Origin of the sequence: Streptomyces sp. NPDC056169 (genome assembly GCF_042268445.1) — a bacterium.
Classification (GTDB): Bacteria; Actinomycetota; Actinomycetes; order Streptomycetales; family Streptomycetaceae; genus Streptomyces.
In genome coordinates this window covers 162,496-185,396 of sequence record NZ_JBHJUO010000008.1, presented here as the reverse complement: position 1 = coordinate 185,396, position 22,901 = coordinate 162,496, and the positions used below count along the sequence as shown (strand labels likewise).

Sequence of the window (22,901 nt, the reverse complement as noted above, 5' to 3'; positions counted from 1 at the left end):
GGGATTGTCGCGCAGGGACGGCCTGCGCCTCCAGGGCCCTCAGGCGGTCGTGGACCGGGTCGCCGGGTTCCGGGAGGTCAGCGTCACCCCGGTCGCGACCGTGGCCGCCGCGACGAGGCCCGCGGCGAGGACCGCCCACCGGCCCGCGAACGTACACATCAGGATCGCGAACGAAGCCACCGGCAGCACCAGTTGCTGCGCGATCCCGACCTTGAAGTAGCGCGCGTGCAGCAGCCAGACGGAGAGCAGGAACACGGCCGAGGGGATCGTCACGGCGGCGGACGCGGCGAGCGTCGAGAGGTGGGCCTCGCCCACGGCCTGCTCGACGGCGATCTCCAGGCCCGCGCCGACGGCGGCGGCCGAGGCGAAGATGACGTAGTGGCCGTAGCCCCACAGGAAGCCCTGGCGGCTGGAGGTCAGCCGGTCGTGGGCGGGCACGACGAAGTAGATCCACCAGGCGGAGAAGACGAGGAGCAGGCCGCCGACGGCGATCGGCAGGAGCTCGCCGAGGGCGTCGTTCTCGACGACGCCGGACTTCACGGCGACCGTCGCGGCGGCGACGGTCTCGCCGAGCACGATGATGGTGAACAGGCCGTACCGCTCGGCGATGTGGTGCGGGTGCCAGGTGCTGGGGGCGTCCTTCTCCGCGTACACGGGCACGGCCATCTCGGCCAGCGCCATGACGAGGAAGACCCAGCCGCGCGCGGGCTCGGGCGCGAGGACGAGTGCGAGCCAGCCGATCTGGACGGCGACGACCCCGCCCGCGTACCGCCGGCACATCGTCCGCTCGGCCGGGTCGGTGGCGTGGTGGGCGGCGCGCAGCCACTGGGAGGCGAGCGCGAGCCGCATGACGACGTAGCCGATGAAGACGACGAGGAAGTCGTGGTCCTGGAAGGCGCGCGAGACGCCGGCGGCGAGGACGAGGACGCCGGCGATCTGGACGAGCGTGACGACGCGGTAGAGGACGTCGTCGTTGTCGTAGGCCGAGGCGAACCAGGTGAAGTTCATCCAGGCCCACCAGATGGCGAAGAAGACCATCGCGTAGTTGAGGATCCCCTCGCCGGTGTGGTGCTCGGCGACCGCGTGCACGAGCTCGGCACCGGCCTGCGCGACGGCGACGACGAAGCACAGGTCGAAGAAGAGTTCCAGGGGCGTGGCGGCCCGGTGCGACTCCTCGCGGGAGCGGGCGGTGAGGGGGAGGAACGGTTGTGTCATGCGTCCCAGGACAGCAGAGCGGTCGGCGCGACGCGCCGTATGCCACGCGGTACGCACCCGGGGACGGCTCCCTCCGCTGCCCGCGCGTACCGCGCCACCACGAGCCCGGCCAGGCGCGGATGGCCGGCGAGCGGCTCCCCGACCGCCCAGGTGTCCGGGACGGACGCGAGGGTGGAACCTCTACGTCTGCGGCAACGGCGGCACCAGCCCCCGCCACGCCGACCTGCTCGCCTCCGACCTGTCGGCCGCCGAGCTGTTCGCGCTGATCGACCGCTTCCTCATGTACTACGTACGGACCGGGGAGCGCCTGGAACGCACCTCGGCGTGGCTGGAGCGGCTCGGTGGGACCGATCACCTCAAGGAGGTCCTCATCGAGGACTCCCTCGGGATCGGCGCGGAGCTCGAAGCGCAGATGGAGCGGCACGTCGCCGCGTACCGCGACGAGTGGCAGGCCGTCCTCGACGACCCCGCGGCCCTGGCCCGCTTCGCGCCGCACGTCGCCGGGGTGGAGTTCCTGGAGCCGGGGCGCGGGCGCGCCGCCGTCCTCGCGGACGGCACGGAGGCTGCGCTCTTCCGGGACGGGGACGGAGCGGTGTACGCGGTGGGGAACCGGGACCCGTTCTCGGGTGCCGACGTCATCGCGGACGGGATCATGGGCAGCCGTGGCGGGGTGCCGGTGGTGGCCTCCCCGATGCACAAGCAGGAGTTCGACCTGCGGACCGGGGCGTGCCTGGACGACCCGGAGGTGTCCCTGCCGGTGTTGCCGGTCCCTCCGGCCTCCCGCTGACGGGACCTACGCCCGCCCGTCCGGCGACCATCGGCTCTCACTTCCCCTTCAGGCCGGGGCGCAGCCTGGAAGAGCAAGGAAAGTCCGCGAAGGGCCGACAGGCGAAAGCAGACAGCCGAAAGCCGAAAAGGCAGGGAAGCGCCATGAGTTCCGTAGTCCAGTCCCAGGACCAGGGCAGCAGAAGGACGGGCGGGCCCGCTCCGTCGTACGACACGGAGCAGTACCGCCCCGGGAAGCCGATCACCGACTGGGAGCCCGAGAACGAGCTCTTCTGGAAGTCCATCGGCAAGAAGGTCGCCACCCGCAACCTCTGGATCGCGGTCCCCGCCCTGCTCGTGGCCTTCGTCGTCTGGCAGGTCTGGTCGGTCACCGCGACCAACCTGAAGGACGTCGGCTTCGGCTTCTCCACCTCCCAGCTGTTCTGGCTGACGGCGATCCCCGGTCTGACCGGCGGCACGGCCCGGATCTTCTACACCTTCCTCGGCCCGATGGTCGGCCAGCGCCGTTTCACCGCGCTGTCGACGGTCGTCCTGATCGTGCCGCTGATCTGGCTCGGCATCGCCATCCAGGACCCGACGACCCCGTACGGCGTGATGGTCGCCATCGCCGCGCTCTGCGGCATCGGCGGCGCGAACTTCGCCTCCTCCCTCGCCAACATCGGCTTCTTCTTCCCCAAGGCGAAGAAGGGCAGCGCGACCGGCATCAACGGCGGTCTCGGCAACCTCGGCGTCTCCGTCGTCCAGCTCCTCACCCCGATCGTCATCACCTGGTCGACCATCGCGATCGGCTCCGCCCAGCACAAGGCCGACGGCACCCCCGTCTACCTGCAGAACGCCGCGTTCCTCTGGGTCCCGATCCTGCTGATCCTCGCCGCCGTCGCCTGGTTCGGGCAGAACGACCTCAAGGTGGCCTCCACCCCCTTCAGCCAGCAGAAGATCATCTTCAAGCGCAAGCACAACTGGCTGATGACCTGGCTGTACGTCGGCACCTTCGGCTCCTTCATCGGCTTCGCCGCCGCCCTGCCGATGCTGATCAAGACCACGTTCCCGGACTACTCCGTCGCCACCTACGCCTGGATGGGCCCGGCCGTCGGCGCGCTCGCCCGCTGGGGCGGCGGCTGGATCGCCGACAAGTGGGGCGGCGCGCGGGTCACGATCCTGTCGTTCGTGGGCATGGCCGTCTCCCTCGTCGGCGTGATCAACTTCCTGCCCTCGGGCAGTGACGGCGGCTCCTTCTACGGCTTCTTCTTCTGCTTCCTCGCCGCGTTCTTCTTCTCCGGCATAGGCAACGGCTCCACCTTCCGCCAGATCCCGGTCATCTTCCGCGGCACCCACCTCAAGGGCCTTGAGGAAGGAACTCCGGAATACGCAAGGGCGCTGAAGCAGGCGGAAATGGAGTCCGGCGCCGTCACCGGTTTCACCTCGGCCATCGCCGCCTACGGATTCTTCTTCATCCCGGCCCTCTTCGGCTCGGTGGCCGTGACCAGCGCGATGTGGGGATTCGTCGCCTTCTACCTCAGCTGCATGGTCGTGACCTGGTGGTTCTACGCCCGCAAGAGCGCGGAGGCGCCCAGCTGAGTGTGTGTTTCCCTCCAGGAGAAGGCCCCGCCACGGCGGGGCCTTCCGGCGTACCCGGAACAGGACCAAAGCCCGTCGACCGGTGACCAATGCCGACCGGAATGATCGATCAAAAGGAGTGAAATGGAGGTAAGCAACGACGCGATCGAATGAATCGAAGAAGGCGGTGCGGGCAGTGACTGCAACTCCTGCTGAGGCAACGACGACCGAGCGGGCCTGGAAGGGCTTCAAGGGCGGACTGTGGCGCGACGCCGTCGACGTCCGCGACTTCATCCAGCAGAACTACACCCCGTACGAGGGCGACGACTCCTTCCTGGCCGGCCCCACCGAGCGGACCACCGCCGTGTGGAAGGCCATCACGGACAAGTTCCCGGAGGAGCGCGCCAAGGGCGTCCACGACGTCTCGTACGACATCCCCTCCACCATCACCGCCCACGCGCCCGGTTACATCGACCGCGACAAGGACCTGATCGTCGGCCTCCAGACCGACGCCCCGCTGAAGCGCGCGATCATGCCGTACGGCGGCTGGCGCATGGTCGCCGGCGCCCTGGAGACCTACGGCTACCCGGTCTCCTCGGACCTCGAGAAGGTCTTCACCGAGTACCGCAAGACCCACAACGCCGGTGTCTTCGACGCGTACACCCCCGAGATCCGCGCCGCCCGCAAGGCCGGCATCGTCACCGGTCTCCCCGACGCCTACGGCCGCGGCCGCATCATCGGCGACTACCGCCGCGTCGCGCTCTACGGCGTCGACCGGCTGATCGCGGTGAAGAAGGAGGAGAAGGAGGAGCTCAACGCCCTTCCCGCCGGGAACCGCTCCCTTGAGGAGACGATCCGCCTCCGCGAGGAGCTCTCCGAGCAGATCCGCGCCCTCGGCGAACTCAAGGCGATGGCCGCCTCCTACGGCCACGACGTCTCCGCCCCCGCCACCACGGGCCGCGAGGCGATCCAGTGGCTGTACTTCGCCTACCTCGCCGCCGTGAAGGAGCAGAACGGCGCCGCGATGTCCCTCGGCCGGACGTCCACCTTCCTCGACGTCTACCTCCAGCGCGACATCGAGGCCGGTCTCCTCACCGAGGAGCAGGCCCAGGAGCTCGTCGACGACTTCATCATCAAGCTCCGCATCGTCCGCTTCCTGCGCACCCCCGAGTACGACGAGCTGTTCTCCGGCGACCCCACCTGGGTCACCGAGTCCATCGCCGGCATGGGCGAGGACGGCCGCCCGCTGGTCACCAGGACCTCCTTCCGCTACCTCCAGACGCTCTACAACCTCGGCCCGGCCCCCGAGCCGAACATGACCGTCTTCTGGTCGCCGCGGCTCCCGCAGGGCTTCAAGGAGTTCTGCGCGCGGGTCTCCATCGACACCTCCTCCGTGCAGTACGAGTCGGACGAGCTGATGCGCCCGCGCTTCGGCGACGACACGGCCATCGCCTGCTGCGTCTCCGCGATGCCCGTCGGCAAGCAGATGCAGTTCTTCGGCGCCCGCGTGAACCTCGCGAAGACCCTCCTCTACGCGATCAACGGCGGCCGCGACGAGAAGTCCGGCGCCCAGGTCGGCCCGGAGAGCAGCCCCATCACCTCCGAAGTCCTCGACTACGACGAGGTCATGGCCAAGTTCGACGAGCAGATGGAGTGGCTCGCGAGCGTCTACGTCCACGCCCTGAACGTCATCCACTACATGCACGACCGGTACGCCTACGAGCGCATCGAGATGGCGCTCCACGACCGCGACGTGCGCCGCACCATGGCCTGCGGCATCGCCGGCCTCTCCGTCGCCGCCGACTCCCTCGCCGCCGTCAAGTACGCCAAGGTCACCCCGGTCCGGGACGAGACCGGCCTCGCGACCGACTACGTGATCGACGGCGAGTACCCGGCGTACGGCAACAACGACGAGCGCGTCGACGAGATCGCGGTCCGGCTGGTCGAGGAGTTCATGCGGAAGGTGCGCAAGCACCCGACGTACCGCGACGCCGAGCACACCCAGTCCGTCCTGACCATCACCTCCAACGTCGTCTACGGCAAGAAGACCGGCAACACCCCCGACGGGCGCCGCGCCGGCGAACCCTTCTCGCCGGGCGCCAACCCGATGAACGGCCGCGACACCCACGGCTACGTCGCCTCGGCCCTCTCGGTCGCCAAGCTCCCGTACGAGGACGCCGAGGACGGCATCTCGCTCACCAACACCGTCACCCCCGACGGCCTGGGCCGCACCCCCGAGGAGCGGATCAAGAACCTCGCGGGCGTCCTCGACGGCTACATGGCGAGCGACGGCTTCCACATGAACGTCAACGTCCTCAACCGCGACGTCCTCATGGACGCCATGGAGCACCCGGAGAACTACCCGCAGCTGACCATCCGGGTCTCCGGATACGCGGTCAACTTCGTCCGGCTCACCCGCGAACAGCAGCTCGACGTCCTGAACCGCACCTTCCACGGCTCCCTGTAGCCCCCTCGACGCACCCGGGGCCGGCGGCCCTCACCCCCGGCCCCGGGTCGCGCCCGACACCCTCCTGAGGAGGCCCTGCCATGACCAGCCTCACCGTCGGACCCGCCACCCCGGCCGCCGCGGCGACCCACCGGCCCTCCGAGGGCTCGGTCCACTCCTGGGACCTGTCCACCGGGGTCGACGGACCCGGCACCCGCTTCGTCACCTTCCTCTCCGGCTGCCCCCTCACCTGTCTCTACTGCCACAACCCCGACACCTGGAGGATGCGCAACGGCAAGCGCACCTCCGCCGACGACGTCATCGCCGAGGCGGGCAAGTACGTCCGCTTCATCGCCGCCTCCGGCGGCGGGGCCACCCTCTCCGGCGGGGAGCCCCTCCTCCAGCCCGTCTTCACCGGCGAGCTCCTGCACCGGATGAAGCACGAGCTCGGCCTCCACACGGCCCTCGACACCTCGGGCTTCCTCGGCGTCCGCGCCACCGACGCCCTGCTGCGCGACACCGACCTGGTCCTTCTCGACATCAAGTCCTGGGACCCGGACACGTACAAGAAGGTCACCGGGCGGCCGCTGCGGCCGACCCTGGACTTCGCCCGGCGCCTCGCCGACCTCGGCCAGGAGGTCCACGTCCGCTTCGTGCTCGTCCCGGGGCTCACCGACGACCCCGCCAACGTCGAGGGAGTCGCCGCCTTCGCCGCCGGCCTCGGCAACGTCTCCCGCGTGGACGTCCTCCCCTTCCACAAGCTCGGCGAAGCGAAGTGGCAAGCACTCGCCAAGCCGTTCACCCTGCACGACACCCCGTCCCCGACGCCCGAGCAGGTCGCCGAGGCCCGCGAGATCTTCCGCTCCCACGGCCTGCACGCCGTCTGAGCGACGCACTCACCCCGCCACCTCGCAAAACAGGACGAAACGGTACGCACGCCCTTACCGTGGCCGCGTGACCGAGCCACCCCAGACAGCCGATCCGAGCCCAGCCCCCGGCGACCCGGCAGCAGGAGCCCCCGCCCCCGGCGCCCTCACGTCCGGAGACCCCGCGGCCGGCGGACGCGCGCCGCAGACCCCCGCCGACGTGCGCCGCCGCGCCGCCGTCGCGGGCACCCTCGTCTCCGTGCTCCTGATCCTCGCGATCGTCTTCGGCAGCCGACTGCTCCGCGACTTCGACTCGGCCCTCCTGCCGTACGCCGTCGCCACCGTCTTCCTCGCCTTCGGCGTCGCCTACCGGTACACCGTCTGGGTCTCCGCCCCCGGCGCCCGACGCCTCTTCCGGAAGGGCTGGGGCTCCTTCTTCTCCGCCGCGAACTTCCGCAAGGCCCCCACCGCCCTGCCCCGGATGATCGCCACCTACCTCGGCTTCCAGAAGTTCCTCGGCGCCCGCTCCCACGCCCGCTGGGCCGCCCACCAGCTCGTCTTCTGGGGCTGTCTGCTGGCCGCCGCGATCACCTTCCCCCTCACCTGGGGCTGGTTCACCTTCACCTCGTCCACCGGCTCCGGCCCCGGCTACGAGATGCGGATCTGGGGCTTCAAGGTCATCGGCTTCGACGCCCTCAGCGTCCTCGGCTGGCTCATGTTCCACGGCCTCGACATCGCCGCCGTCCTCGTCATCGCCGGCGCCTCCTACTTCCTCCGGCGCCGCATGAAGGACCGCGCGGCCATCACCGGCCAGCGGTTCGCCTACGACCTGGTGCCGCTCCTCGCCCTCATCGTCATCTCCGTGACGGGGCTCCTGCTCACCTTCTCGTCGATCTTCCTGCACGGCGGCGGCTACGAGTTCCTCGCCATCCTCCACATGGTGTCCGTGGTCTTCACCCTCATCTACATCCCCTTCGGGAAGTTCTTCCACATCGTCCAGCGGCCCGCGGCCGTCGGCATGCAGCTCTTCAAGTACACCTCCCGCGACAAGGGCGGAGCCGCCGACACCGTCCTCGCCTGCCGCCGCTGCCAGGAGCCCATCGACACCGCCCCCTACGTCGAGAACCTCCAGGGCACCATGCGCGACCTCGACCTCGGCTTCGACGAGTGGACCGAGTACTGCCCCCGCTGCAAGCGCGTCCTCCGCGGCACCGCCTACCTCGACCACGTCAAGAAGGGCTTCAAGTGACCGCGACCGACCCCGCGACCACCTCCGGGCAGGCGCTGCCGCTCGACCCCTCCCTCGCCCCGCCCGGCACCCGCGCCTTTCGTGACGCCGGGGGCATCCCCGCCGACCGCTGGCGCGCCGACCAGAACGGCGAGACGCTCGTCCCCACCCACTGCTGCTTCTGCGGCGTCCAGTGCGGCATGTACCTCCGCGTCGACCGCGGCGGCAAGGTCTTCGGCGTCGAGCCCCGCAACCACGACATCAACCGCATGCGGCTCTGCCCCAAGGGCATCAACGCCTACCAGCAGGTCAACCACCCCGACCGGCTCACCGCACCCCTCATGCGGAGCAACCGCGACGAGGAGTTCCGGGAGGTCAGCTGGGAAGAGGCCCTCGACCACACCGTCGCCGAGATCCGCCGCATCCAGGGCGAGTACGGCAACGACGCCTTCGGGCTCCTCGGCGGCGCCAGCCTCTTCTCCGAGAAGACCTACCTCGTCGGCAAGTTCGCCCGCGTCGCCCTCAAGTCCCGGCACGTCGACTACAACGGCCGCCTCTGCATGGTCTCCGCCGCCGGGGCCAACAAACTCGCCTTCGGCATCGACCGCGCCGGCAACCCCTTCTCCGACATCCTCCTCACCGACTGCCTCCTCATCGCCGGCTCCAACGTCGGCGAGTGCTTCCCCGTCATGACCCAGTACCTGTGGGGAGCCCGCGACCGGGGCGCCAGCCTCATCGTCGTCGACCCCCGCGAGACCGCGATCGCCCGCACCGCCGACGTCCACGTCGCCCTCAAGCCCGGCACGGACTCCGCCTTCTTCAACGCCGTGCTCCACGTCGTCGTCGCCGAAGGTCTCACCGACGAGGCCTACCTCGCCGCCCACACCACCGGCTGGGAAGAGGTCAGGAGGACCGTCGCCGACTATCCGCCCTCCCGCTCCGCCACGATCTGCGGCGTACCCGAGGAGCAGATCGTCCAGGTCGCCCGCATGTTCGCCGGCGCGGGCAAGGGCATGGCCTGGCACGCCCGCGGCGTCGAGCACCACTCCCAGGGCGTCGAGAACTGCCTGTCGATCATCAACCTCTGCGTCGCCACCGGGAACATCGGCAAGCCCGGCGCCGGCTACGGCACCATCACCGGACAGGGCAACGGTCAGGGCGGCCGCGAACACGGCCAGAAGTCCGACCTCCTGCCCGGCGGCCGCTCCATCACCAACCCCGAGCACCGCCGGCAGATCTGCGAGATCTGGGGCGTCGACGAGACCGAACTCCCGCTCGCCGGCACCTCCATGATGGAGATGGTCTGGCAGATGCAGCGCCGGGAGATCCGCGGACTCGTCGGCATCTGCAACAACCCATTCGTCTCCCTCCCGAACTACGCCACCGTCAAGGACGGCTACGACACCCTCGAATTCCACGCCCAGTTCGACTTCTTCCTCTCCGAGACCGCAGCCAACGCCCACGTCGTCTTCCCCGTCACCGTCTGGGCCGAGGACGAAGGCGTCATGGCCAACGCCGAGGCCAGGGTCGTCAAGCACAACAAGGCCCAGGAACCCCCCGCCGGCGTCCGCACCGACACCTGGGTCATGTGCGAACTGGCCAAACGGCTCGGCGCGGGCGACAAGTTCGACTTCCCCGACTCCCGCTCCGTCTTCGAGGAGCTCCGCATCGCCTCCGCCGGCACGGTCAACGACTACTACGGCATCACCTACGAGCGCCTGGAGGAGACCGGCGGCATCGCCTGGCCCTGCCCGACCACCGAGCACCCCGGCACCCCGCGGCTCTTCGAGGACGGCACCACCTACCACCCCGACGGCAGGATCCACCTTCAGGTCGTCGAGTGGCACCCGCCCATGGACCCGTACAGCGAGGAGTACCCCCTCTCGCTGACCACCGGCCGGACCGTCGCCCACTTCCTCTCCGGCAACCAGACCCGCCGGCTCGGCGCCCTCGTCGAACAGACCCCCCGCCCCTGGGTCGAGGTCCACCCCTCCCACGGCTTCCGCAACGGCGACCCCGTCCGCGTCGTCACCCGCCGCGGCAGCGAGGTCTTCCCCGCCCTGGTCACCGAGGCCATCCGCCCCGACACCGTCTTCATCCCCTACCACTGGCCCGTCCCCACCTCGGCCAACGCCCTCACCATCGACGCCCTCGACCCGCGCTCCAAGATCCCGGAGTACAAGGTCTGCGCCGCCCGCATCGAGGCCGCCGAACGCGTCGACGAGGTCCCCGCACCGCCCACCGCCCCCGGACAGCAGGCCTACCCGGAGACCCAGGTCTCCCGCACCGACCCGCTGCCCCCGACCTCCCCCCAGGGCCGCGGTACCGCGGAGAGGAGCTGACCCGCACATGATGGGCCGCACGATCTTCATCGACCCGGGCCGCTGCATCGGCTGCCAGGCCTGCGTCTCCGCCTGCCGCGAATGCGACTCCCACCGCGGCAAGTCGATGATCCACCTCGACTACCCCGACGAAGGCCACTCCGTCGCCTCCCTCCCCACCGTCTGCATGCACTGCGAGGACCCCGTCGCCCCGTGCGCCGAGGTCTGCCCCGCCGACGCGATCCTCGTGACCGCCGACGGCGTCGTGCAGCAGGCCGACACCACCCGCTGCATCGGCTGCGCCAACTGCGTCAACGCCTGCCCCTTCGGCGTCCCCAAGATCGACCTCCAGGCGAAGCTCCAGATGAAGTGCAACCTCTGCTACGACCGCACCGCCTACGGCCTCGCCCCCATGTGCGCCACCGTCTGCCCCACCGGCGCCCTCTTCTACGGAACCCTCGAAGAGCTCCAGGCCGAACGCCCCGGCGTCCAGGTCGCCGACTCCTTCACCTTCGGCACGACCACCGTCACCACCGGCGTCGCGATGGTCGTCCCCGCCGACAAGGTCCAGTGGCCGGTCCCCGGGGGGCTCCCCGTCGTCGAGATCAACGGAAGAGATGTCCGATGAGCGTCACCGACCCCCAGCCGCCGGCGCCGGACCCCCGCGCCGACGCGGCCCAGGAGGCGCTGCGCGACCGGATCGCCGCCGACTCCCTCACCACCCGCCGCGACTACCTGCGGATCGTCGCCACCGTCTCCGGCGGCCTGGCCGTCGGCGGCGTCGCCGTCGCCTCCGGCATCCTGCACCGCCACGGCGACAGCGAAGGGGCGCCCGAGGCCAAGAAGGTCGCCGACCGGATCGAGCCGGGGGAGTCGCTCGCCTTCCGCTACCCCGGCGACGAGGACAGGGCCATCGCCGTCCGGATGGACGACGGCACCCTCGCCGGATACTCCGCCGTCTGCACCCACCTCGCCTGCGCCGTGCTGTGGCGCAAGGAACGGGGCAGCGAGGGCGAGCTGTACTGCCCCTGCCACGAAGGCATCTTCGACGCCCGTACGGGCGAGGTCACCGCCGGCCCGCCGCCGAGGGGCCTGCCGAAGGTGATTCTGGTCGAGCAGGTCGACGGCAGCGTCTGGGCCGTCGGCACCGCCCGCTCGGGCGAGAGCGCCGTCGAGGGCTTCTGCCGCCAGAACGGCGACGACCGTCCCGGCTGCCCCGGCTTCGGCGCCGGCGGCCCGGCCGTCCCGGGCGTCCCCGGCCGGAAGCCGGCCGAGAGGAGTGAGCGGACATGAGCGAGACCCCGTTCCCGAGAGACCCGGGAGCACCGGAAGCCGCCCCGGCGGCGCCGGAGCCTCCGCGCCCGCCCGCCTACACCCCCGGCAGCGCCCAGCCGCGCCTGAACCGGCCGGTGCACGAGCGGTATCCGCAGATCCGGCCCACCAGCGGCTACGGCGACCCGCGGATCCGGCACACCGGTCCGGGCCCGGGAGCCGGCACGGAGCAGGAGCCGGAGCGCTCCTCGAAGCTGTCCGCCCGTCTCGCGCTGGCGCTCACGGTCGTCATCGGCCAGCTCTGGGGGCTGACGATCGTGGTGGACGAGTGGATGACGGGCGACACCGGCACCGCGTGGTGGGGTGCGGGTTTCCTCGTCCTGTCGTTCCTGGTCGTGCTCGGCATCTGGCTCATCGACCCGAAGGACCGCTGAGCCGAAGGACCGCTGAGCCGAAGCCCGCTGATCAGAGGCGTACGAGGCGGGGTACGGGGCGGGGGGAGCGGCGTACCCTGAACGTATGAGTACCGCCCCCGCCCACGGACCGCGAGACGCGAAGCAGCCCGGCTCCCGACTCACCCCCGAGAACACACCGAAGCCGGTACTCGTCTTCGACGATCCGCTGGACCAGCAGTCCGCGGACGACACGGACCGCGGGTGGGGCGAGCGGCCTCCGGCCGGCAGCGACAGCGCCGCCGACCTCGCGCGCTTCCTCGACGAGAAGCCGCCGCACCACCTCTGATCCCGGCGTGCTCCGCCGGTCAGGAGGTGGGGTGCGTCCCCGTGCCGCCGCCGGAGCCCGAACCGGAGCCCGTGCCCGTTCCCGTCCCCGTGGACGGACCGCGCTGGGCGACGAGGTGGTCGCGGATCTCCTTGAGCACCTCCAGCTCGCTGATCTCCATGGTCTCCGCGACGCCTTCCTTCGCCTTGTCGTGCGCCGCACGCTTGGCGAGGATCTTGGCCATCGGCAGGACCATCAGGAAGTAGACGACGCCCGCGGTGATGATGAAGCTCAGGACCGCGCTGAGGACCAGGCCCCACTGGAGCTGGACGCCCTGCACCTCGCCGTTGACCACCACGCAGCTGCCCTTGATGCAGGACGAGTAGCTCTCCAGGTCCTTCGTGCCGAAGGCACCGACGACCGGGTTGATGAGGCCCTTGACGACCGAGTTCACGATGTTGGTGAACGCGGCGCCGATCACGACCGCGACCGCCAGGTCGATCACGTTGCCACGCATCAAGAAGGCCTTGAAGCCTCCGAGCAAGCTTTCCTTCTTCTCGGCCACCGAAGTGCCTTTCGTTCTCGTCAGGTGTGCTGTGTGCGGAGCCATTACGCCGTGAACGGCGCAGAGGCGTCCAATCCGTACACACGGACCGGTGACTTGACAGTGAGTCAGTGCGAATCAGCACAGTGTCACCGCCAGTGGGGACGTGACACCGGCACCTGCCAGCGCCGCCGCGGTCGACCGTGGCACGGACAGGACGACGAGTGCCCCTCCGTCCGAACGATCCTCGCCCGAGCGCGGAACTTCGGCCACTCGGGCGCCCGTCGCCACCACGCGGGCCTCACCGGCGCCGCCCATCGGGGAGTTGGGCGCGGCGATCACGTCGACCCGGTCGCCGGCGCGCAGCAGCCGTACGGTCTCGGCGTCGGCGATCCGCACCGGCGCGGACACCAGCCGTACGGCGAGGCCGGCGGCGGGCGGCCGCGCCCGAGGCGCCACGGCGGCCCCCGGCGGCGAAGCACCCGAGTGGGAGGCCGTCGCCGCCGCCAGCGCGGCGACCGTCAACGCGAGCAGCACGACCGGCGCGCGCCGCCCCCGGCGCAGGGCCCTGAGCGGTCCGCGCCGCCCGCGCCGGCTCCGTACGGGCTCGAAGGCCGGCACGACGCACTGCGCCGGAACGGGGGAGAGGAAAGCGATGGTGGTCGTCATCGTGGGTACCGCCTGTCCTGGTCGGGAGAAGGGCCACGCCCCACTCTCCCGGCCTCGCCGGATCCCCGCTCCGGCCTGGGGATCACCCGCCGCCTGTGGACAACTCCCTCACCCCTGCGGGTGGTTCGACCGCGCTACGGCAGGTCGATCCCCAGGTCCCAGCCGTCGTGCACCCGGGTGCACGGACAGTCCCGGTCGATCGTCGCCGGGAGCGCGCCCACCGCGTCGAACAGCACCTCCCGCAGCCGCTCCACGTTCTCGCCGAACACCCGCAGCACCTCGGTGTGCGAGACGCCCTCGCCGGTCTCGGCGCCCGCGTCCAGGTCCGTGACCAGCGCGAGCGAGGCGTAGCAGAGGCCCAGTTCGCGGGCGAGGACCGCCTCGGGGTGCCCGGTCATGCCGACGACCGACCAGCCGGCGGCGGCGTGCCACCGCGACTCGGCCCGGGTGGAGAAGCGGGGCCCCTCGACCACGACCATCGTGCCGCCGTCCACCGGCTCCCAGTCCCGCCCCCGGGCGGCCTTGACCGCGACCCGCCGCGCGTCGGGGCAGTACGGGTCGGCGAAGGTCACGTGGACGACGTTCGGTACGGCCCCGTCGGCCCGCCGCTCCCCGTCGAAGTACGTCTGCGCCCGGGTCTTCGTCCGGTCGACGAGCTGGTCCGGTACGACGAGGGTGCCCGGCCCGTACTCCTCGCGGAGCCCGCCGACGGCGCAGGGCCCGAGGACCTGCCGGACGCCCACGGAGCGCAGCGCCCACAGGTTGGCGCGGTAGTTGATCCGGTGCGGCGGGACGGTGTGGCCCCGGCCGTGCCGGGGGAGGAACGCGACCTGCCGGCCGGCGATCGAGCCGAGGAAGAGGGAGTCGCTGGGGCTGCCGTACGGGGTGTCCACGGACACCTCCGTGACGTCCTCCAGGAAGGAGTAGAAGCCCGAGCCGCCGATCACGCCGATGTCCGCGTACGCACCATGGGTCGTCATGGCGGTCACCCTATGCGCGGCGCCGGGAAACACCGGGGCCGGGAAACACCGAGGGCGGGAAACACCGAGGGCCCCGTCGCGTACACGCGACAGGGCCCTCGGTGAAGAGAACGGATCAGGCGGCCGAGGACGAGCTTCCGGCGCTCGACGACGAAGAAGACGACGACGCGGCAGAGGTCGAGGACGACGACGCGGCCGGCTTTGAATCCGACGTCGAGGACGTCGAGGACGAAGACGACGGGGTCGAGGACTTCGACGCGGCCGGCGAGCTGCTGGACGACGAGCCGCGGCTGTCGTTCCGGTAGAAGCCGGATCCCTTGAAGACGATGCCGACGGCCGAGAACACCTTCTTCAGGCGTCCCTGGCAGCTGGGGCACTCGGTCAGCGCGTCATCGGTGAACTTCTGGACCGCCTCAAGGCCCTCGCCACACTCGGTGCACTGGTACTGGTAGGTCGGCACGTGACTTCCTCCTGGCACTCACACTCATCGAGTGCTAACGACGATCCATCTTGACGTATTCCGTGGGTTCAGTCCACCGCCACCGGCACGCGGTGACCGATACCACGTGCCGCGACCCGGCTGGTCTCGCGCGGCTTCAGCCGCGACCGGAGGGCGAGGAGCGTGGTCAGGGCGAGCACGGTGCCCGCCATCGGCACCAGGAACCCGGCGCTCGATCCCTGGGAGTCGGCGAGGCGGCCGGCGATCGTGACGGCCGCGGCCTGGCCGAGCGCGACGGCGCCGGTGAGCCAGGTGAAGGCCTCGGTACGGGCCGACGCCGGGATCAGCGTCTCGACGATCGTGTAGCCGGTGATCAGGGCGGGGGCGATGCACAGACCCACGACCAGGCCCAGGGCGCCGAGGAGGAGCACCGAGTGCGCGGTCCAGAGCAGGGAGGCCGCGACCGTGAGGCCGGCGTAGCCGAGGATCAGGCGGCGGCGGGGGCCGGTCTTCCAGGCGACGGCGCCCATCGCGATGCCCGCGAGCATGTTGCCGGCGGCGAAGACCCCGTACAGGAGGCCGTTGGCGCCGGGGTTGCCGATCTCCTCGGTGAAGGCGGTCAGGGAGACCTGCATGCCGCCGAAGACGGTGCCGATGCCGAGGAAGGCGACGATCAGGACGCGGACGCCGGGGATGGAGAGGGCCGAGCGGTGCGGGCCGGCGGCGGTGGCCGCGGAGATCCCGAACGGCGGCTCGGTGGCGCGCTGCGCGGCGAAGAACAGGCCGCCGACGAGGGTGAGGGCGGCCTCGGCGATCAGGCCCGCGGCCGGGTGGATCCCGGTGCACAGGGCGGTCGCGAGGACGGGGCCGACGACGAAGGTGAACTCGTCGGTCACGGACTCGAAGGCCGCGGCCGTCGGCATCAGCGGCTTGCCGTCGAGCTTCGCCGCCCACCGGGCCCGGACCATCGGTCCGACCTGGGGCACGGAGGCACCGGCGGGCACGGCGGCCAGGAACAGCGCCCAGAGCGGGGCGCCGGACAGGGCGAGGACCACGAGCAGCGAGACCGAGGCGGTGTGCACGAGGACGCCGGGGATCAGGACGGCGCGCTGGCCGTACCGGTCGGCGAGCTTGCCGCTCTGCGGGGCGAACAGCGCCATGGAGACGCCGGTGACGGCGGCCACGGCGCCCGCGCTGCCGAAGGAGCCGGTGGTGTGCTGGACGAGCAGCACGATGCCGATGGTCAGCATCGCGAAGGGCTGCCGGGCGGCGAACCCGGGAAGCAGGAAGGACAGCGCACCGGGTGTGCGCAGGAGCTGCCCGTAGCCGGGCCGCTTGTCCGAGATGACCGTGGACGCCACGGTCCTGGCCTTTCTGCCGCCTGGTAGCGCGCCCCGGCACGGTGGTGCGGGTGTCGCCGAGAGCTGTCCTCATGCGCGTTACTGCGGTAGATACCGGGCCGGCCCCACGGTGGAGGGGCGCCTCGGCCGCCATACGGTCGCGCCAGCTCTGCGTCAGGCAGAGTTGGTTCGATCAGGTGTGCCTTCATGGTACAGGGAGGAGCGTCTTCCCGCCTGGGAAAACGCTCCCGCACCTGAATTAATGCCTGCGATTAACCGGATGTTTTCTTCTCGGGCCCACGAGTGGAGTGCTCGGGACCGTTCCCGCGCCCGCTTCCGTGGCCACTTCCCTGTCCGGTCGCGTGTCCGCCCGGCAGGTGGAAGCGCGTCGCCGTACCCGCGTGCGTCCTGACCTGCGCGGCACCGCCCGTGCCGAGCCAGCCGGCGAGCTTGCCGCCCTGGCCGACCGCCCGCAGGCGCCGCTCCGTGGCGTCCCGCACCGGGTCGGTCGCGACGACGAGGAGCTCGTCGCCGCGCCGCAGGACGGTCGCGGGCCCCGGTACAAAGCTCGTCTCCTCGCGGACGACGAGGGTGACCGCCGCTCCGGCCGGCAGCCGCAGCTCCGCGACCTCGACGCCGTGCATCCGCGATCCCTCGGGGATGGCGACGGAGAGCAGGTGCCCGCGCAGCCGTTCCAGGGGAGCCGACTCGACGCCGAGGTCGGCGGCCTCGGCCGAGTCGCCCAGCTTCAGCGCCTTCGCCAGCCAGGGCAGGGTCGGGCCCTGGACCAGGGTGTAGACGACGACGAGGACGAAGACGATGTTGAAGATCCGCTCGCTGCCCTCGATCTGCGACACCATCGGGATGGTGGCGAGGATGATGGGGACGGCTCCGCGCAGGCCGGCCCAGGACATCAGGGCCTGCTCCTGCCAGGGGATCCGGAAGGGCGCCAGGCTGACCAGGACCTCCATGGGCCGCGCGACCATCGTCAGGACGAGGCCGATGACGACGGCCGGCCAGAAGTCGTGGACGAGCTCGTGCGGGGTGACGAGCAGGCCGAGCAGGACGAACATGCCGATCTGCGCGATCCAGCCGAGCCCCTCGGCGAAGCCGCGGTTGGCGGGGGCGTGCGGCAGCTTGGCGTTGCCGAGGACCATCGCGGCCAGGTAGACGGCGAGGAAGCCGGAGCCGTGGGCCAGGGCGCCGGCCGCGTACGCCACCACCGCGATGGCCATGACGGCGATCGGGTAGAGGCCGGAGGCCGGCAGGGCCACGTGCCGGAGGCCGTACGCGCCGAGGAACCCGACGGTCAGGCCGACGGCGACGCCGATGGCGAGCTCCAGGGCGATCGTGCCGACGAGGACGTACCAGGCGTCGACGGGTCCCGCGGTGGAGAAGGCGACGACGAGGATGACGACGGGGGCGTCGTTGAAGCCGGACTCGGCCTCCAGGACACCGGTGACCCGGGACGGCAGCGGCACCTTCCGCAGGACGGAGAAGACCGCCGCGGCGTCGGTGGAGGAGACGACGGCGCCGATGATCAGCGCCTGCTGCCATTCCAGACCGACGAGGTAGTGGGCGGCCGTGGCCGTGATGCCGACGCTGACGGCGACCCCGACGGTGGAGAGGACGACGGCGGCGGGCAGGGCCGGCTTGATCTCCTTCCACTTCGTGCCGAGGCCACCCTCGGCGAGGATCACGACGAGGGCGGCGTAGCCGATGACCTGGGTCAGTTCGGCGTTGTCGAAGGCGACGTTGCCGATGCCGTCCTGCCCTATCGCGATCCCGATCCCGAGGTAGAGCAACAGGCTGGGAAGCCCGCTCCGGGACGAGATCCGTACGGCCGCGACGGCGATCAGCAACACGAGGGAGCAGATGAGCAGGAGTTCGTTGAGCTGGTGGACAGTCAGTGGCCGATCCTTCCCCTCGCATGCAGCTGGATCGTTCCTCCAGCGGCCGACACTTCGTTACCTTACCTAATCTTTAACGTTTTCTTGACGCCTCCTTTGCATCGGCCCGCTCATCAGTACGGTTCTCTTCCTGACACCGAGTCCGGGCCCTCCGGGGGCTGCGCCTAAGGTTGCTCCCGTACTCCAGGACCACCCTGCCCCTCGAAGGACAGCGATGCCCTCCAACACGACCGCGCCCCCCGCCAAGAAGAAAGGGCGGCGCGCCCGCCTGCTCCTCCTCGTCCTGGTCCTTGCGCTGGTCGCGGGCATCGGGTTCGGCGGGTACTGGGGTGTCAGCACCGTCCGGGCCTCGTTCCCGCAGACCACGGGCGAGATCCGGCTCGACAGCCTCTCCGCCGACGTCGAGGTGAAGCGGGACGCGAACGGCGTCCCGCAGATCTACGCGGACAACGAGACGGACCTCTTCCGCGCCCAGGGCTACGTCCAGGCGCAGGACCGCTTCTACGAGATGGACGTCCGCCGGCACGTGACCGCGGGCCGCCTCTCCGAGATGTTCGGCGAGAGCCAGGTCGAGACCGACTCCTTCCTGCGCACGCTCGGCTGGCGCCGGGTCGCGCAGCAGGAGTACGACACGGTCCTGTCGGCCGAGACGAAGAAGTACCTCAAGGCCTACGCGGAGGGCGTCAACGCCTACCTGAAGGACCGGGCCCCGGCGGACGTCTCCGTCGAGTACGCGGCGCTGTCCTTCACCAACGACTACGCGATCGAGCCGTGGACCCCGGTCGACTCGGTGGCTTGGCTCAAGGCGATGGCCTGGGACCTGCGCGGCAACATGCAGGACGAGATCGACCGCTCGCTGATGACGAGCCGGCTGAGCGCGAGTCAGATCAAGGAGCTGTACCCGGAGTACCCGTACGCGCTCCACCAGCCGATCCTCGACCGGGGCGCGGTCGACGGGTCGACCGGCGCCTTCGACCCGAAGGCCAAGCCCGGCGAGGGCGGCGACGGCGACGGGTCGACGACGGGCGACACCCCGGGCACCAACCCCACCGGTTCCGGTTCCTCCGCGGACAGCGGCGTGGACGCCCAGCTCAGCGGGCTCTCCGAGGTCCTCGACGGCATCCCGGCCCTCCTCGGCCCCAACGGCAACGGCATCGGCTCGAACTCCTGGGTCGTGTCCGGCGACAAGACGACCTCGGGCAAGCCGCTCCTGGCCAACGACCCGCACCTCGCGCCGCAGCTGCCGTCGCTCTGGTACCAGATGGGTCTGCACTGCCGCTCGGTCTCGGCCACCTGCCGCTACGACGTCGCCGGCTACACCTTCTCCGGCATGCCCGGCGTGATCATCGGCCACAACGACAAGATCGCCTGGGGGCTCACCAACCTCGGCGCCGACGTCACCGACCTCTACCTGGAGAGGATCGGCCCCGACGGCTACCTCGTCGACGGCAAGGTCAAGCCGTTCACGGTCCGCGACGAGGTCATCAAGGTGGCCGGCGGGGACGACCGGAAGATCACGGTCCGCTCCACCGACCGCGGCCCGCTCGTCTCCGACCGCTCCTCCGAGCTGGAGAAGGTCGGCCAGAAGGCCCCCGTCGGCAACGCCGCCCCCGACCGCGGCACCGGCTACGGCGTCTCCCTCCAGTGGACCGCGCTCCAGCCCGGCAAGTCGATGGACGCGATCTTCGCGCTCGACCGCGCCAAGGACTTCACCACCTTCCGGGCGGCGGCCAGGAACTTCGAGGTCCCGTCCCAGAACCTGGTCTACGCCGACACCGCGGGCAACATCGGCTACCAGTCGCCGGGCAAGATCCCGCAGCGCGGCAAGGGCGACGGCACCCTCCCGGCGCCGGGCTGGGACTCCACGTACAAGTGGAAGGGGTACATCCCCTTCGAGAAGCTGCCGTACGAGTTCAACCCGGACCGCGGCTACATCGTCACCGCCAACCAGGCCGTGATCGACCAGAAGACCTACCCGGACCTGCTCACCAAGGACTGGGGCTACGGCTCGCGCAGCCAGCGGATCAACGACCTCATCGAGTCGAAGATCAAGGACGGCGGCAAGATCTCGCCGGACGACATGCGGACCATGCAGACGGACAACCGCAGCGAGATCGCGACCCTGCTCAACCCGCTCCTGCTGAAGGTCGACATCTCGGACCCGTACGTCCGCGAGGCGCAGAAGCTCCTGGAGGGCTGGGACTACACCCAGGAGCCCGACTCGGCCGCCGCCGCCTACTTCAACGCGGTCTGGCGCAACGTCCTCAAGCTCTCCTTCGGCGACAAGCTGCCCAAGGAGCTGCGGGCCGAGGGCGACTGCATCACCGTCCGCCCGGCCGACGCCACCGGCCCGGTCGACGAGCAGAACAAGCTCGTACGGGAATGCGGCCAGCGCGACCCCGACTCGGCGCAGCCGGACGGCGGCGACCGCTGGTACGAGGTGGTCCGCCCGCTCCTCAAGCAGGAGAAGAGCGAGTGGTGGACGACCCCGGGCAACCGCACGGACTCGGCCACCGAGACCCGTGACCAGCTGCTCGCGCGGGCCATGAAGGACGCGCGCTGGGAGCTGACCGCCAAGCTCGGCAAGGACGTCTCCACCTGGAGCTGGGGCCGGCTGCACCAGCTGACCCTGAAGAACCAGACGCTCGGCACCGCCGGGCCCGGCGTCGTGCAGCAGCTCCTCAACCGCGGCCCGTGGAACCTGGGCGGCGGCGAGGCGGCGGTCGACGCGACCGGCTGGAACGCGGCCGGCGGCTACGAGGTCATCTGGGTGCCGTCGATGCGGATGGTGGTCAACGTCGGCGACTGGGACAAGTCCCGGTGGATCAACCTGACCGGGGCCTCCGGCCACGCCTTCCACGACCACTACACCGACCAGACGGACAGGTGGGCCAAGGGCGAGCTGTACGACTGGGCCTACGGCAAGGCGGCGGTCGACGCGGCGACGAAGGACACGCTGGTCCTCAAGCCGTAGGGGCCGTACGGAATCGGGTGACCCCCTCCGGGGTCACCACCGCGTGCACGGGGTGGTCGTGCGGTTCCTCCGGGACCCGGGCGACCACCTCGTCCGCGTACAGGAGCACGACGAGCGCCGGGTCGGCGCCCGCCCGTGCGAGCCGGGCGAGGACCCGGTCGTACGAGCCGCCGCCCCGCCCGAGCCGCATTCCTCGCCCGTCGACGGCGAGGCCCGGCAGCAGGACGGCGTCGGCGGTGCAGACGGCCTCGGGACCGAGGCGGGGCCCGACCGGTTCGAGCAGTCCGCGGCCGGCCTTCGCGAGCCGCTCCGGACCTTCGTACGAGGCCCAGTCCAGGTCGTTGTCGGGGAGCAGTACGGGGAGCAAAACCCGCACCCCGCGCGCGTGCAGCGCGTCGAGCAGCGCGCGCGTGCCCGGCTCGCGGCCCACGGAGACGTAGGCGGCGACGGTGGACGCCTCGGCCAGTTCGGCCAGTTCCACTCCCCGGTGGGCGAGGGATTCGGCCGCGGCGGTGAGGGATTCGACACTCAGCGCGGATCGGGCGGCCAGAAGTCGACTGCGCAGCAGGGTCTTTTCGGACAACTCGGGTGCCTCGGGCGTCATGACGGCCTCCTCTGAATTCACGAAAGTCTCGTAACTGTCTTTATGTGGATGAAGTTAATCGAACCCACATCTTTCTCTTATTCCGAACGACTAAGGTGCACCTCATGAATCAGTCGCTCCCCAGGCTCGGCCGGATCAGCAAGGCTGTCATCCCGGCCGCGGGCCTCGGCACCCGCTTCCTCCCGGCGACCAAGGCGACGCCGAAGGAGATGCTGCCGGTCGTCGACAAGCCGGCCATCCAGTACGTCGTCGAGGAGGCCGTCGCGGCCGGCCTCTCGGACGTTCTGATGATCACCGGCCGCAACAAGCGTCCCCTGGAAGACCACTTCGACCGGAACTACGAGCTGGAGGAAGCTCTGATCCGGAAGGGCGACGCCGAGCGCCTCTCCAAGGTCCAGGAGTCCAGCGACCTCGCCACCATGCACTACGTGCGCCAGGGCGCCCCGCGCGGCCTCGGCCACGCGGTGCTGTGCGCGGCCCCGCACGTCGGCGACCAGCCCTTCGCGGTGCTCCTCGGCGACGACCTGATCGACCCCCGCGACCCGCTCCTCGCGCGGATGGTGGAGGTCCAGGAGCGCGAGGGCGGCAGTGTGATCGCACTGATGGAGGTCGAGCCCTCGCAGATCCATCTGTACGGTTGCGCGGCCGTCGAGGCGACGGCGGACACGGACGTCGTGAAGGTGACGGACCTGGTCGAGAAGCCGGAGCCGTCGGAGGCGCCCAGCAACTACGCGATCATCGGCCGCTATGTGCTGGATCCGGCCGTCTTCGGGATGCTGCGGGAGACCGAGCCGGGCCGCGGCGGGGAGATCCAGCTGACCGACGCCCTGCAGAAACTCGCCACCGACGAGAAGATCGGCGGGCCGGTGCACGGTGTCGTGTTCAAGGGGCGCCGCTATGACACCGGTGACCGCGGGGACTATCTGCGTGCCATTGTCAGACTCGCGTGCGAACGTGAAGATCTGGGACCGGACTTCCGGGCCTGGCTCCGGAGATACGTCAGCGAGGAGATGTAGGACCTTGAGCAGCA

Annotated in this window: 19 protein-coding genes and 1 pseudogene; 12 read left to right on the top strand and 8 right to left on the bottom strand. The window is 70.6% G+C overall.

Going from position 1 to position 22,901, the window contains the following annotated elements; all coding sequences use genetic code 11:
* Window positions 1-39 precede the first annotated feature (39 nt).
* Window positions 40-1,215 (bottom strand): low temperature requirement protein A, encoded by a 1,176-nt coding sequence (locus ACFC0G_RS15130; protein WP_376402850.1) that lies wholly within the window; start codon window positions 1,213-1,215, stop codon window positions 40-42.
* 169 nt (window positions 1,216-1,384) lie between these two features.
* Here ACFC0G_RS15130 and ACFC0G_RS15125 point away from each other — a divergent pair.
* From ACFC0G_RS15125 to ACFC0G_RS15080, 10 genes and pseudogenes are all read left to right on the top strand, one after another.
* Window positions 1,385-2,002: pseudogene (locus ACFC0G_RS15125) on the top strand (nitrite reductase (NAD(P)H) small subunit); the annotation flags it as partial.
* Between the two features lie 143 nt (window positions 2,003-2,145).
* Entirely contained in the window at window positions 2,146-3,579 is a 1,434-nt protein-coding gene (locus ACFC0G_RS15120; RefSeq protein ID WP_376402847.1) for an MFS transporter, read from the top strand.
* Window positions 3,580-3,754: 175 nt separating this feature from the next.
* The gene (pflB, locus tag ACFC0G_RS15115; RefSeq protein ID WP_376402844.1) at window positions 3,755-6,025 is read left to right on the top strand and encodes a formate C-acetyltransferase; all 2,271 of its coding nucleotides are present in this window, start codon (window positions 3,755-3,757) and stop codon (window positions 6,023-6,025) included.
* A gap of 80 nt (window positions 6,026-6,105) precedes the next feature.
* Window positions 6,106-6,891 (top strand): pyruvate formate-lyase-activating protein, encoded by a 786-nt coding sequence (gene pflA, locus ACFC0G_RS15110; protein ID WP_376402841.1) that lies wholly within the window; start codon window positions 6,106-6,108, stop codon window positions 6,889-6,891.
* A 67-nt stretch (window positions 6,892-6,958) separates the two neighbouring features.
* Window positions 6,959-8,119 (top strand): MFS transporter, encoded by a 1,161-nt coding sequence (locus tag ACFC0G_RS15105; protein ID WP_376402838.1) that lies wholly within the window; start codon window positions 6,959-6,961, stop codon window positions 8,117-8,119.
* Window positions 8,116-10,440, top strand: a complete 2,325-nt coding sequence (locus ACFC0G_RS15100; protein ID WP_376402835.1) for a molybdopterin oxidoreductase family protein — start codon at window positions 8,116-8,118, stop codon at window positions 10,438-10,440. Before ACFC0G_RS15105 ends, ACFC0G_RS15100 begins: the two co-directional genes overlap by 4 nt.
* Window positions 10,441-10,447: 7 nt before the next feature.
* Window positions 10,448-11,047, top strand: a complete 600-nt coding sequence (locus tag ACFC0G_RS15095; RefSeq protein WP_055642974.1) for a 4Fe-4S dicluster domain-containing protein — start codon at window positions 10,448-10,450, stop codon at window positions 11,045-11,047.
* On the top strand, window positions 11,044-11,712 hold the full coding sequence (locus ACFC0G_RS15090) for a ubiquinol-cytochrome c reductase iron-sulfur subunit (protein ID WP_376402828.1): 669 nt from the start codon (window positions 11,044-11,046) through the stop codon (window positions 11,710-11,712). Before ACFC0G_RS15095 ends, ACFC0G_RS15090 begins: the two co-directional genes overlap by 4 nt.
* Window positions 11,709-12,125 (top strand): hypothetical protein, encoded by a 417-nt coding sequence (locus tag ACFC0G_RS15085; protein WP_376402825.1) that lies wholly within the window; start codon window positions 11,709-11,711, stop codon window positions 12,123-12,125. The genes ACFC0G_RS15090 and ACFC0G_RS15085 overlap by 4 nt, the downstream gene beginning before the upstream one ends.
* Window positions 12,126-12,210: 85 nt before the next feature.
* Entirely contained in the window at window positions 12,211-12,432 is a 222-nt protein-coding gene (locus tag ACFC0G_RS15080) for a hypothetical protein (RefSeq protein WP_376402822.1), read from the top strand.
* Between the two features lie 19 nt (window positions 12,433-12,451).
* Here ACFC0G_RS15080 and mscL read toward each other — a convergent pair whose 3' ends face one another.
* From mscL to ACFC0G_RS15050, 6 genes are all read right to left on the bottom strand, one after another.
* Window positions 12,452-13,021 carry a large conductance mechanosensitive channel protein MscL gene (mscL, locus tag ACFC0G_RS15075; RefSeq protein ID WP_376402820.1) on the bottom strand — a complete coding sequence of 190 codons (570 nt, stop codon included), beginning with the start codon at window positions 13,019-13,021 and terminating at the stop codon, window positions 12,452-12,454.
* 72 nt (window positions 13,022-13,093) lie between these two features.
* Window positions 13,094-13,624, bottom strand: coding sequence for a hypothetical protein (locus ACFC0G_RS15070; protein WP_376402817.1), 531 nt, complete (start codon window positions 13,622-13,624; stop codon window positions 13,094-13,096).
* Between the two features lie 134 nt (window positions 13,625-13,758).
* A complete protein-coding gene (locus ACFC0G_RS15065) occupies window positions 13,759-14,604 on the bottom strand; it encodes an S-methyl-5'-thioadenosine phosphorylase (protein WP_376402814.1) in 846 nt (281 codons plus the stop codon).
* A gap of 115 nt (window positions 14,605-14,719) precedes the next feature.
* On the bottom strand, window positions 14,720-15,064 hold the full coding sequence (locus tag ACFC0G_RS15060; RefSeq protein ID WP_376402811.1) for an FmdB family zinc ribbon protein: 345 nt from the start codon (window positions 15,062-15,064) through the stop codon (window positions 14,720-14,722).
* Window positions 15,065-15,132: 68 nt separating this feature from the next.
* Window positions 15,133-16,404 carry an MFS transporter gene (locus tag ACFC0G_RS15055; RefSeq protein ID WP_376402808.1) on the bottom strand — a complete coding sequence of 424 codons (1,272 nt, stop codon included), beginning with the start codon at window positions 16,402-16,404 and terminating at the stop codon, window positions 15,133-15,135.
* Between the two features lie 251 nt (window positions 16,405-16,655).
* A complete protein-coding gene (locus ACFC0G_RS15050) occupies window positions 16,656-18,248 on the bottom strand; it encodes a potassium/proton antiporter (protein WP_376402806.1) in 1,593 nt (530 codons plus the stop codon).
* A 259-nt stretch (window positions 18,249-18,507) separates the two neighbouring features.
* On the opposite strand from ACFC0G_RS15050, the gene ACFC0G_RS15045 reads away from it, so the two are divergent.
* On the top strand, window positions 18,508-21,267 hold the full coding sequence (locus tag ACFC0G_RS15045; RefSeq protein WP_376402803.1) for a penicillin acylase family protein: 2,760 nt from the start codon (window positions 18,508-18,510) through the stop codon (window positions 21,265-21,267).
* On the opposite strand, the gene ACFC0G_RS15040 is transcribed toward ACFC0G_RS15045, so the two are convergent.
* On the bottom strand, window positions 21,257-21,871 hold the full coding sequence (locus ACFC0G_RS15040) for a 5-formyltetrahydrofolate cyclo-ligase (RefSeq protein ID WP_376402801.1): 615 nt from the start codon (window positions 21,869-21,871) through the stop codon (window positions 21,257-21,259). The two genes, ACFC0G_RS15045 and ACFC0G_RS15040, sit on opposite strands and share 11 nt — an antisense overlap.
* A 104-nt stretch (window positions 21,872-21,975) precedes the next feature.
* On the opposite strand from ACFC0G_RS15040, the gene galU reads away from it, so the two are divergent.
* On the top strand, window positions 21,976-22,887 hold the full coding sequence (gene galU, locus ACFC0G_RS15035) for a UTP--glucose-1-phosphate uridylyltransferase GalU (protein ID WP_376402798.1): 912 nt from the start codon (window positions 21,976-21,978) through the stop codon (window positions 22,885-22,887).
* The last annotated feature ends 14 nt before the right edge of the window (window positions 22,888-22,901 follow it).